The organism is Amorphus orientalis, assembly GCF_030814015.1.
GTDB lineage: Bacteria > Pseudomonadota > Alphaproteobacteria > Rhizobiales > Amorphaceae > Amorphus > Amorphus orientalis.
The window spans coordinates 1,298,734-1,310,969 of record NZ_JAUSUL010000002.1 but is presented as its reverse complement, the minus strand read 5'-3'; the positions used below and the strand labels follow the sequence as shown (position 1 = coordinate 1,310,969).

Here is a 12,236-nt window from a genome sequence, read left to right as displayed (position 1 = left end):
GAATGCAGGGAGAGGCGCTGTGCGTCGCGCGGCGGACCAGACCATGCGCACATTGGCCGGTCGGCGGCGGGGCAGGTGAAAAAAACAAGGGCCGCACGCGCCAATGCGCGATGCGGCCCGGTATCAGGCAATGGTGAGGGGGCGCATTCGTCCGCTCACCGGCGATGACCTCCCAGCTCTTACGAGGCCTTTCGCAGCGAGGTGATGAAGCTGTCGACCTCGGTGCGGAGATCCTCCGACTGCCCCGCGACATGATCCGAGAGACGGAGCAGGTCGACAGAGGATTTGCCGGTCATCTCCGCCGCTTCGCCGACGCCGAAGATGTTGTTGGTGACCTCTGTGGTGCTGGAGGCTGCCAGCTGGGTATTGGAGGCGATCTCTCCGGTTGCCGCCCTTTGCTGGTCGACGGCATCCGCGATGGCTTTGGAGTATTCCTGGATCGACACGATCGTCTGGATGATCGTCTGCATGTGGCCGACCGTCGTGGTCGTTGCGGACTGGATCTCGCCGATCTTGTGGCTGATCTCGTCGGTCGCCTTCGTCGTCTGCTCCGCAAGGCCTTTGACCTCGGCGGCGACCACGGCAAACCCCTTGCCCGATTCACCGGCGCGGGCGGCTTCGATCGTGGCGTTCAGCGCAAGGAGGTTCGTCTGCGAGGCGATGTTGGTGATCAGGTCCACGACTTCACCGATCTGCTGCGCCGCGTCCGCGAGGTTCTGGATGTAGCTGGAACTCTGCTCCGCACCCTTCACCGCCTCCTCGGCGACATGGTTGGCAGACGCAACCTGTTCGGAGATCGCCATGATCGATGCGGAAAGCTCCTCGGTTCCGGCAGCGGCCGTCTGAACGTTCGAGGCGGCCGATTCGGCAGCTCCCGCCACGGCGCTGGCCTGGCGCGTGGTCTCTTCCGCCGCGACCGAGAGGCTGCGCGCGGCGTCTGCGACGCTCGTGGAGGATTCTCCGAAGGTGGAGACGAAATTCTGCATGCGGCCGGCGAAGCGTTCTGCGAGTTCGGCACGGTTGCGGGTGGACGCGGCCACGGCTTCCCGCTCGGCTTCCTGCCGCTTGCGCAGCTCGACTGCCTCGACCAACTCGTCGCGGAACTGGACGAGGGCGTCGTTCATCTCGCCGATTTCGTCGCTGCGATCCGTGTTTCCGATCGCCACGTCATAGTTCCCCTGGCGCAGCGCGTTCATGGTCTCGGTGCTCCGGCGCAGCGGCCGTGCGATGCGGCGGTTGACGAAGAGGCCAGAGGCGATCGTCACCAGAAGGGTCACCAGGATCGAGCCGAGGAGCACCAACACGATCCGCTGCTGCATGGCATCTCGTCGCTCCTGACGAACCGACAGAAGCGACTGCTCCTCCGAGGCGAAGGCCGCGATGTCCGCGCGGAGCGCGTCGAAATATGCCTTGCCGCGGCCCTCGCGCTCGATGTCGCGCGCAGCCTCCTGCGTGGCCGGATTGGACATCAGGGAGATCGCGGTCTCGGCGATGTCCTCGCGCCAGCTCTGCGCCCCGGTCTCGATCTTGGCCAGGCGCTGCTGCTGGGCCGGATTGTCGCTGGTCAGGTCCTTCGCGTCCGCAAGCGCGGTCTGAAACTCCGTGATGCCGGCCTTGTAGGGATCGAGGCTCGCCTCGTTGGCGGTCACCAGATATCCGCGCAGTCCGGTCTCCTGATTGATCATGCTTTCCAGGATCGTGTCCGCCTTGTCCAGCACCTCGTAGGTGTGGATCGTCCAGTCGACGTTCCGCGAAAGGGAGTTGTTGGTGGCGAAGATGATGCCGCCGCCGCCAATCGAAACGATCGTCAGGAGGCAGAAAACGGCCAGCAGTTGCTGGGTGATCTTGAGTTTCATTTTTTCTCTCTCGTGGCGCAAGGAGACTGCAGCGTCCGGTTGCGCAGCCAGCCGGAGTTCTGTTCCGACAAGCTTGCTCGGAGCTTGTTCCGTCCACAGGCATCATTCCGGAGATCTGCGACTGCCCAGCGCCTTCGGAAATTGCGCGAGAACAGTGTCGCCACGGCGTAATTTCTGTGCGAGAAGCGACCGAAGCTGGCGTGGATGTGCGCGAGTAACGAGCCGCGCGGGCGTGGTGGAATTGGTAGACACGCCAGGTTTAGGTCCTGGTGGCGCAAGCCGTGGGGGTTCAAATCCCTCCGCCCGCACCACCTCATTTGGGCGGCTGCCCTTGCAAAAGCGCTTGGGCATCTCTTATGTCACCGCCACTGTTTGCGCGCACATGTCCGCTGCGAACGCCGCTTAACCCGACATTTTGATAGCTCCTAGCGAAGAAGAACAGCATGCAGGTCAAAGAGACGCTCTCCGATGGACTCAAGCGCGAGCTCGAGGTCATCGTACCGGCAACCACGCTCGACGAGCGGCTCGACCGGTATCTGTCCGACATGAAGGACAACGTGAAGCTCAACGGCTTCCGCCCGGGCAAGGTGCCGCTGGCTCATCTGAAGAAGATGTACGGCAAGCGCGCCATGAGCGAGATCGTCGGCGAGGTTCTCAACGAATCCGTCCAGCAGGCGATGCAGGAGCGGGAAGAGCGTCCCGCCACCCAGCCCCAGGTCGACCTGATGGAAGGCACGACCATGGAAGGCATCGTCGAAGGCCAGGCGGATCTGGCGGTGAAGGTCTCCTACGAAATCCTTCCGGAGATCGAACTCGGCGGGTTCGAGAAGATCGAGATCGAGAAGCCGGTCGCCGAGGTGACCGAGGACGAGATCGAGAAGGAGCTCAAGCACCTCGCCGAGCACAACAAGGCCTATGACGCCAAGGGCGCCCCGGCCGCGGACGGCGACAAGGTGAAGCTCTCCTTCGTCGGCAAGCTGGAAGGCGAGCCGTTCGAGGGCGGTTCGGCCGATGACGTCGAACTCGTTCTGGGCGAGGGCCGCTTCATCCCCGGCTTCGAGGAGCAGCTGGTCGGCGTCAGCGACGGCGACGAGAAGGAGATCGCGCTGTCGTTCCCGGAGGACTATCCGGCCGAACAGCTCGCCGGCAAGTCGGCGACCTTCGACGTCAAGGTGACCGAGGTCACCACGCCGCAGGAAGCGGTCGTGGACGACGCCTTCGCCGAACGGCTCGGTATGGAGTCGCTGGAGAAGCTCCGCGAGGCCATGAAGGAGCGCATGGAAACGGCCTACGCCGGTGCAAGCCGGGAGAAAGCCAAGCGTGCTCTGCTCGACGAGCTCGATGAACGCTACAAGTTCGAGGTGCCGGAAAGCCTCGTTCAGAGCGAGTTCGATTCCATCTGGCAGCAGGAGCAGCAGGACCGCGAGCGATCCGGCCGGTCTTTCGAGGACGACGACACCACCGAGGAGGCCGTTCGCGAGGACTATCGCAAGATCGCCGACCGCCGGGTGCGTCTCGGTCTGCTCCTGTCCCGCATCGGCGAGAACGCCGAGGTGCAGGTGAGCGACGAGGAGATGCAGCGGGCGCTGATCGAGCGCGTGCGCCAGTTCCCGGGCCAGGAGCAGCAGGCCTACGAGTACTTCACCAAAACGCCGGAGGCGATGGCGACGCTGCGTGCGCCCCTATATGAGGACAAGGTGGTCGACTATCTGCTCGAGCTCGTGACCGTCACCGAGAAGCCGGTGAGCCGCGAGGAGCTGATGACCGATCCGGACGGTCACGACCATGACCACGATCATGATCACGACCACGATCACGAACACTGAGGCGGCTGCCGGGCGGTAACCATCGACGTTCGATCGGAGCGGCCGCCGGCCGCTCCCAGCCACTATGCGAATTGGGCTTAGCCCTGAACGGGACCTGGCATGAAAGATCCGATTGATACCTACATGAGCACGCTGGTGCCGATGGTTGTCGAGCAGACCAATCGGGGCGAGCGCGCCTACGACATCTTCTCGCGGCTCCTCAAGGAGCGCATCGTGTTCATCACCGGTCCGATCGAAGACAGCGTCGCCGCGCTGGCGTGCGCGCAGCTGCTCTATCTGGAGGCGGACAATCCGAACAAGGAGATCGCCCTCTACATCAACTCGCCCGGCGGCATCGTCACGTCCGGGCTGGCGATCTACGACACCATGCAGTTCATCCGTCCGAAGATCTCCACGCTTTGCATCGGCCAGTCGGCCTCGATGGGCTCTCTCCTGCTTGCTGCCGGCGACAAGGACCTGCGATTCTCCCTGCCGAACGCGCGGATCATGGTGCATCAGCCCTCCGGCGGCTTCCGCGGGACGGCCGCGGACATCGAGCTCCATGCACAGGAAATCCTGGCTCTGAAGAAGCGGCTCAATCAGATCTACGTGAAGCACACCGGTCGTGCGCTCGACGAGATCGAGGAAGCGCTGGAGCGCGATAACTATATGACTCCTGAGAAGGCTCAGGAGTTCGGGCTGGTGGATCAGGTGATTTCCAGCCGCACTGCGCTGGAATCGTAAGACGGCCGGACGGCCGGCCGGATTGCGGGCGGTCGACGGGCAAAGAGGTCCCGTTTCCGCGGTTCTTAAGGATTTCTAAGCCCCGAGCAGGCTTGATTTGCCGACGGGCACCGTGATTGCATGGCTAACAACGGTGCGGTCGAATCCGCAGGTTGAGTTTCGCACCCGATTGCTGTGCGATAGGGACCGGGGGGAAATGGGGCATCGCTCGGTGAGCGGTGCTGATGGACACGAAGAGGTACTGGATGAGCAAGGTCAGCGGCAGCAGCGACAGCAAGAATACCCTCTATTGCTCGTTCTGCGGCAAGAGCCAGCATGAGGTGCGGAAGCTGATCGCAGGGCCGACCGTGTTCATCTGCGATGAATGCGTCGAGCTGTGCATGGACATCATCCGCGAGGAGAACAAATCCTCGCTGGTGAAGTCGCGTGACGGAATTCCGACCCCGTCCGAGATCCAGAAGGTGCTCGACGACTACGTGATCGGCCAGCCGAGCGCGAAGAAGGTGCTGTCGGTCGCCGTCCACAACCACTACAAGCGGCTGAACCACGCCTCGAAGAACAACGACGTCGAGCTGTCGAAGTCGAACATCCTTCTGATCGGCCCGACTGGCTGTGGCAAGACGCTGCTCGCCCAGACGCTGGCCCGCATCCTCGACGTGCCGTTCACCATGGCCGACGCCACCACGCTCACCGAGGCGGGCTATGTCGGCGAGGATGTCGAGAACATCATCCTGAAGCTGCTGCAGGCGGCCGACTACAACGTCGAACGCGCCCAGCGCGGCATCGTCTATATCGACGAGGTCGACAAGATCAGCCGCAAGTCCGACAACCCGTCGATCACGCGCGACGTGTCGGGCGAGGGCGTGCAGCAGGCGCTTCTGAAGATCATGGAAGGCACGGTCGCCAGCGTGCCGCCCCAGGGCGGACGCAAGCATCCGCAGCAGGAGTTCCTCCAGGTCGACACGACCAACATCCTGTTCATCTGCGGCGGCGCCTTCGCGGGCCTGGAGAAGATCATCTCCGATCGCGGCCGGACCACGTCGATCGGCTTCGGGGCCCAGGTGATGGCGCCGGAGGACCGCAAGACCGGCGAGCTGTTCCACGCGGTGGAGCCGGAGGACCTCCTGAAGTTCGGTCTCATTCCGGAGTTCGTGGGTCGCCTGCCGGTGATCGCCACTCTCGAGGATCTCGACGAGGAGGCCCTGGTCCAGATCCTTCGCGAGCCGAAGAACGCGCTGTCCAAGCAGTACGCCCGTCTGTTCGAGATGGAGGGCGTGGAGCTGAACTTCCACGAGGATGCGCTGGCGGCCATCGCGCGGCGGGCCATCGAGCGGAAGACCGGTGCCCGCGGCCTGCGCTCGATCATGGAAGAGATCCTGCTCGACACCATGTACGAGCTTCCGGGCCTGGAAGGCGTGCGCGAGGTGGTGATCTCCCAGGAGGTCGTCGAGGGCAAGGCGCGGCCGCTCTACATCTATGCCGACCGGGCCGAGAGCTCGTTGACATCGGCCTAGGCGGATACGATCGGACGTTTTCGAACAGGCCGCATTTCGCGGCCTGTTTGCGTTCCGGGGCAAACCCGGCGAGGACCCGTTTCCGGCTGCGACTTGAAACACCTAACCGGGTTGTCCACCTATTCGATAAAGCCTGCGGCGTCGGGCGGACGGCATGCCGAATTCGGGTGCCATCCGACTGAGAGTGTCGGGAGCGATCCACAGGAAAGCGTCCCCGTCGAGAATGCCGCAGATCCGGTGGCGCGACTCGTGCATTGTTATCGAAGTGGCGAGTTCGTCTCCGGGATCGACCTGCAATCAGACCCTCTTTCTGGTTCCAGCTCTCGGTCGATGGAAAATGGCTAGAGCGGCGGTCGGGCGTGCCTCCACCCCTGCCGTCCGCTCTGTGAAAGGACGGATGCATGAGCAGCATGGAAAATCAGGATACACGGCGCGGGGACACGGATCAGGTCTATCCGGTGTTGCCACTTCGCGACATCGTCGTGTTCCCCCACATGATCGTGCCCTTGTTCGTGGGACGGGAAAAGTCGATCCGCGCGCTCGAAGAGGTGATGCGGAACGACAACCAGATCCTGCTCGCCACCCAGAAGGAAGCCGGTGACGACGATCCGGAGCCGAGCGCGATCTTCGACGTCGGCACTCTGGCGACGGTGCTTCAGCTGCTGAAGCTGCCCGACGGAACCGTGAAGGTTCTGGTGGAGGGCAACGCCCGTGCGCGGATTTCCGGCTTCAACGACAGCGAAGGCTACTTCGAGGCCGAAGCCGAGCTGATCGAGGAGGAGATCCCCGATGCGGTCGAGGCGCAGGCGCTCGCGCGCTCGGTCGTCAGCGAGTTCGAGAACTATGTGAAGCTGAACAAGAAGGTTTCACCGGAGGTGATCGGCGCGGTCTCTCAGATCGAGGACTATGCCAAGCTCGCCGACACGGTGGCCTCGCATCTCGCCGTGAAGATCCCGGAGAAGCAGGAGATCCTGGGAATCTCCTCGGTCAGCGACCGCCTGGAAAAGGTGCTCGGCCTGATGGAGAGCGAGATCTCCGTGCTTCAGGTGGAGAAGCGGATCCGCTCGCGGGTCAAGCGTCAGATGGAGAAGACGCAGCGCGAGTATTACCTGAACGAGCAGATGCGGGCGATCCAGAAGGAGCTGGGCGACGGCGAGGACGGCAAGGACGAGCTGGCCGAGCTGGACGAGCGGATCAAGAAGACCAAGCTGTCCAAGGAAGCCCGCGAGAAGGCCAATGGCGAGCTGAAGAAGCTGCGCCAGATGAGCCCGATGTCGGCCGAGGCGACGGTCATCCGCAACTATCTGGACTGGCTGCTGGGCCTTCCGTGGAAGAAGCGCTCGCGGGTGAAGCACGACCTGAGGCACGCCGAGGAGGTTCTGGAGACGGATCACTACGGCCTGGAGAAGGTCAAGGAGCGGATCGTCGAGTATCTCGCCGTGCAGAGCCGGGCCAACAAGCTGAAGGGTCCGATCCTGTGCCTGGTGGGTCCGCCCGGCGTCGGCAAGACCTCGCTCGGCAAGTCGATCGCCAAGGCGACCGGACGTGAGTTCGTGCGCATGTCGCTCGGCGGCGTTCGCGACGAGTCGGAGATCCGCGGTCATCGCCGGACCTATATCGGCTCGATGCCCGGCAAGGTCATCCAGTCGATGAAGAAGGCCAAGAAGTCCAACCCGCTCTTCCTGCTCGACGAGATCGACAAGATGGGCATGGACTTCCGCGGCGATCCGTCGTCGGCGCTTCTGGAGGTGCTGGATCCCGAGCAGAACTCGACGTTCATGGACCACTATCTGGAGGTCGAGTACGACCTGTCGGACGTGATGTTCATCACCACGGCCAACACCCTCAACATCCCGGGGCCGCTGATGGACCGGATGGAGATCATCCGGATCGCCGGCTACACCGAGGACGAGAAGGTGGAGATCGCCAAGCGGCATCTTCTGCCGAAGGCGATCCGCGACCACGGCCTAAAGGACGGCGAGTTTTCGATCGACGACGAGGCGATGCGCACGACGATCCGCCGGTACACTCGGGAAGCCGGCGTCCGCAATCTCGAGCGGGAGCTGGCGACGGTGGCCCGTAAGGCCGTCAAGGAACTGGTGATGGCCAACGGGGAGAAGACCTCGGTGACCGTCACCGACGAGACCCTCGAGGACTATCTGGGCGTGCCGCGCTATCGCTACGGCCAGGCAGAACTGGAGGATTCCGTCGGTGTGTCGACCGGTCTGGCGTGGACGGAGGTCGGTGGCGAACTGCTGACGATCGAAGGCGCCATGATGCCCGGCAAGGGCAAGATGACGGTCACCGGCAACCTTCGCGACGTGATGAAGGAGTCCATCTCCGCCGCCGCGTCCTACGTCCGCTCCCGGGCGGTCGACTTCGGCATCGAGCCGCCGATGTTCGACAAGAAGGACATCCACGTGCACGTGCCGGAAGGCGCGACGCCGAAGGATGGTCCGTCGGCGGGCATCGCGATGGCCACGGCTGTCATCTCCATCATGACCGGGATCGCCGTGAAGCGCGACGTGGCCATGACCGGCGAGATCACGCTCCGCGGCAGGGTGCTGCCGATCGGCGGTCTCAAGGAGAAGCTGCTGGCCGCCCTCAGGGGCGGGATCAAGACCGTGATCATCCCGGAAGAGAACGCCAAGGATCTGGCCGACATTCCGGACACGGTGAAGAACCAGCTCGAGATCGTTCCGGTCTCGCGGATGGACGAGGTCCTCGCCAAGGCGCTGGTGCGTCAGCCGGAGCCGATCGAGTGGGACGAGGCAGCGCACGCCAACGATCCGGTCGCGGTGCCGGACGACGACGGCGCCACCATGCGCGCTCACTGAGTCGCGCGGACGCGGTGGAGCCGGCCCGAATCGGCCGGTTGTACCGTCAATGTCCGGAGATCAAGCGCCCGCGGATGAGTCCGCGGGCGTTTTTTTGTGCGCTCGGGCCTCAAGAGTGTCGGATTTCCGGGAAAAATCGTGAGAATACGGTTGCGCCCGGCCTTGATTCGCAGCACCAAGGATGGTGGCTGGGGCGTCCGAATTTTCATGGCTGTCCAATTGGAAAGGGAACGATATGAAGAAGAATGATCTGGTTGCCGAGGTAGCCGAGAAAGCCGAACTCACGAAGCCCGCTGCTCAGAAGGCGGTCGACGCGATGTTCGACACCATCTCCGCAGCCCTGAAGAGCGGCGACGAAGTCCGTATCGTCGGCTTCGGCGTGTTCGCGGTGAGCGAGCGTGCCGCCTCCGAGGGCCGCGATCCGCGCACCGGCAAGTCGATCAAGATTCCCGCCGCGAAGGTGCCGAAGTTCCGCGCCGGCAAGCCGCTCAAGGAACTGGTCAATAGCTGATCGGTATCGGAGACGAGAGTCGCCGGCTTGTCCGCGACTCTCGCCCGTATCCGTTCAATGCCTCGGGATCGATCCGATCCCTCCCAAGGCTTCCGGCCGCCCCACGGGCGGCTTTTTTATGTCCAGCCTTCGTTCTGGCCGACCACTGCCACCGGGATCCTTCGGCTGGTCCCTGAGCCTTCCGTGCGGTTGGAACCTCGGCGCAACAGGATATGGCTTCCGGTTCGATGACCGCAGGGAGCGGCCACTGAGGTCGCTGTGGCGGGGACTGTGTGCTGCGGACATGGTGGCCCACCCTTCATGCATCAGAGCGCTGGCGATGTTGCATTGCAGCATCGAGTTCCTTTAGAACCGTGCGCAACGGCGTTCGCTGATCAGCACCCCGTTTCGCCCTTCTTCTTCCTCGTGACGGTCGCGATCCGCGTGGGCGCGAGGCTCGTTCGCACCCGGATTTCGTATGCATTCTTTCCATGCCTATCGCCGCGAATGGTTCGGCAACATTCGTGCCGACGTCCTTGCCGGCCTGGTGGTCGCGCTGGCGCTCATTCCCGAGGCGATCGCCTTTTCGATCATTGCCGGCGTCGATCCCCGCGTCGGACTGTACGCGTCGTTCTCCATCGCGGTGCTGACGGCGATCTTCGGCGGGCGCCCGGGCATGATTTCCGCCGCCACGGCCGCCACCGCCGTGCTGATGGGCGCGGTCGTTCGCGACTACGGCCTGGAGTATCTGCTGGCGACGACCGTGCTGGCGGGCGTCCTGCAGGTGGCGGCGGGCTATCTGCGGCTGGGCAATCTGATGCGCTTCGTGTCGCGCTCGGTCATGACCGGGTTCGTCAACGCGCTCGCCATCCTGATCTTCATGGCGCAGATCCCGGAGCTCGTCGGCGTTCCGTCGCTCACCTACGTGATGGTCGCCGCCGGTCTCGCCATCATCTACCTGTTTCCGCGGATCACGACGGCGATCCCGTCGCCGCTGATCTGCATCCTCGTGCTGACCACGGTGTCGATCGTGTTCGGCTTCGATCTGAGGACGGTCGGCGATATGGGCGAATTGCCCTCGACCCTGCCGGTGTTTCTGATTCCGGACGTGCCGCTGACGCTGGAAACGCTCTGGATCATCCTGCCCTATTCGGCAGCGATCGCGGCGGTCGGGCTGCTGGAATCGCTGATGACGGCGTCCATCATCGACGAACTGACCGACACGCCCAGCGACAAGAACAGGGAGTGCGTCGGCCAGGGCATCGCAAACTTCTGTACCGGCTTTATCGGCGGCATGGCCGGCTGCGCGATGATCGGACAGTCGATGATCAACGTGAAGTCGGGCGGGCGGGGGCGGCTGTCCACCTTCGTCTCCGGCGTTTTCCTGATCTTCCTGATTGTCGTGCTCGGTGACTGGGTTCGGCAGATCCCGATGGCGGCCCTGGTGGCGGTGATGATCATGGTCTCGATCGGCACCTTCTCCTGGTCCTCGGTGAAGCAGCTGCGGACCCATCCGCGCTCGTCGTCCATCGTGATGCTCGCGACGGTCGCGTGCGTGGTTTTCACCCACAATCTCGCCATCGGCGTGCTCGTCGGCGTGCTTCTGTCCGGGATCTTCTTCGCCTGGAAGATCGCGCAGTTCCTGCGGGTCACCTCGTCCATCTCGGAGGACGGCACCCACCGCACCTATCTGGTCGAGGGCCAGGTCTTCTTCGCCTCCGCCGACGCCTTTTCCGCGTCGTTCGATTTCAAGGAGGCGCTGGAGAAGGTGACCATCGACGTGAGTCGCGCGCATATCTGGGACATTTCCAGTGTGGCGGCGCTGGACATGATCGTGCTGAAATTCCGGCGCGAGGGCGCTGACGTGGAGATCGTCGGTCTCAACAAGGCGAGCGAGACCATCGTCGACAAGTTGGCCGTCCACGACAAGCCGGGCGCGATGGACAGCCTGCTCGGGCACTAGCTCCCGTAAAAAAGCGAAACGGGCTCTGGTTCCGCGCACACCGATGTCTCAGGCTGTCCGCGCCGGAAAGTTGGATTGGGAGAACGCTCAATGAGCAAACTGGTAGCGCTGGTCGATGGCTCGATCTACGCCCACAGCGTCTGTCAGCATGCGGCCTGGATCGCGGCGCGGACGGATGCCTCCGTGGAGATCCTCCATGTGCTGGGCCGGCGCGAGATCTCCGGGTCGCAGCAGGACTATTCCGGTTCGATCTCGCTGGGCGCGCGGACGGCGCTTCTGGAAGAGCTGAGCAGTCTCGACGAGCAGCGTGCCAAGCTTGCCCAGAAACGCGGGCGGGCGATCCTGGAAGACGCCAAGGCGATCGTGGAGAGCGCCGGGGTTCGCTCCGTGACCACGCGGCTTCGCATCGGCGACATCGTCGAGACCGTCGCGGAGAGTGAGGCAGACGCCGATCTCGTCGTCATCGGCAAACGGGGCGAGGCGGCCGACTTCGCTAAGGGCCACCTGGGGTCGAATCTCGAACGGATCGTCCGCTCCAGCACGAAGCCGGTGGTCGTCGCCGCGCGGGCCTTCACGCCGATCGAGCGCATCCTGATCGCCTATGACGGCGGCACGTCGGCCATGAAGGCGGTCGACCACATCGCCCGCAGTCCGCTGTTCGCGGGGCTGACATGCCGGGTTCTTCTGGTCGGCGATGAAAGCGTGGAGCACAAGCGGCAACTCGCAGATGCGCGCGCGATGCTGGAAGGCGCCGGCTACGAGGTCTCTGCCGATATCGTCAAGGGACAGCCGGACAGCGTCATTGCCGACGCGGTGAAATCGGAAGGCATCGGGCTTCTTGTGATGGGGGCCTATGGCCACTCGCGGATCCGAAGCTTCGTCATCGGGTCGACAACCACGGAGATGGTCCGCTCCTGCAAGATCCCGGTCATGCTGTTCCGGTGACGCATCCTGCATGCGGCGGTTTTGCCATTGGCGGACTGGCAGCCGGGCTCTCTGCGCTGTCCCAGCGGGCAGGCGAAGGCTG

General features: G+C 63.7%; 8 protein-coding genes and 1 tRNA gene. 8 read left to right on the top strand and 1 reads right to left on the bottom strand.

Translation table 11 applies throughout. The features are described 5' to 3' along the window. Positions 1 to 179: 179 nt before the first annotated feature. On the bottom strand, positions 180 to 1,856 hold the full coding sequence (locus tag J2S73_RS13830) for a methyl-accepting chemotaxis protein (RefSeq protein WP_306886134.1): 1,677 nt from the start codon (positions 1,854 to 1,856) through the stop codon (positions 180 to 182). Between the two features lie 226 nt (positions 1,857 to 2,082). Between J2S73_RS13830 and J2S73_RS13825 the strand changes: the two genes are divergently transcribed. The 8 genes from J2S73_RS13825 to J2S73_RS13790 all read left to right on the top strand — a co-directional run bounded on the left by J2S73_RS13825 (position 2,083) and on the right by J2S73_RS13790 (position 12,154). After that, positions 2,083 to 2,167, top strand: a tRNA-Leu gene (locus tag J2S73_RS13825). Positions 2,168 to 2,299: 132 nt separating this feature from the next. Continuing rightward, on the top strand, positions 2,300 to 3,682 hold the full coding sequence (gene tig / locus J2S73_RS13820) for a trigger factor (RefSeq protein ID WP_306886133.1): 1,383 nt from the start codon (positions 2,300 to 2,302) through the stop codon (positions 3,680 to 3,682). Between the two features lie 99 nt (positions 3,683 to 3,781). Beyond that, complete coding sequence (locus J2S73_RS13815; RefSeq protein ID WP_306886132.1) at positions 3,782 to 4,405, top strand: ATP-dependent Clp protease proteolytic subunit; 624 nt, start codon at positions 3,782 to 3,784, stop codon at positions 4,403 to 4,405. Positions 4,406 to 4,650: 245 nt separating this feature from the next. Further along, on the top strand, positions 4,651 to 5,919 hold the full coding sequence (clpX, locus tag J2S73_RS13810) for an ATP-dependent Clp protease ATP-binding subunit ClpX (RefSeq protein ID WP_306886131.1): 1,269 nt from the start codon (positions 4,651 to 4,653) through the stop codon (positions 5,917 to 5,919). Between the two features lie 401 nt (positions 5,920 to 6,320). Continuing rightward, positions 6,321 to 8,756: an endopeptidase La gene (gene lon / locus J2S73_RS13805; RefSeq protein WP_306886130.1), complete on the top strand. Its 2,436-nt coding sequence runs from the start codon at positions 6,321 to 6,323 to the stop codon at positions 8,754 to 8,756. 235 nt (positions 8,757 to 8,991) lie between these two features. Then, positions 8,992 to 9,267, top strand: a complete 276-nt coding sequence (locus J2S73_RS13800; RefSeq protein WP_306886324.1) for an HU family DNA-binding protein — start codon at positions 8,992 to 8,994, stop codon at positions 9,265 to 9,267. A gap of 457 nt (positions 9,268 to 9,724) precedes the next feature. Continuing rightward, entirely contained in the window at positions 9,725 to 11,209 is a 1,485-nt protein-coding gene (locus J2S73_RS13795) for a SulP family inorganic anion transporter (protein WP_306886129.1), read from the top strand. A 90-nt stretch (positions 11,210 to 11,299) separates the two neighbouring features. After that, on the top strand, positions 11,300 to 12,154 hold the full coding sequence (locus tag J2S73_RS13790; protein ID WP_306886128.1) for a universal stress protein: 855 nt from the start codon (positions 11,300 to 11,302) through the stop codon (positions 12,152 to 12,154). Positions 12,155 to 12,236: the final 82 nt, after the last annotated feature.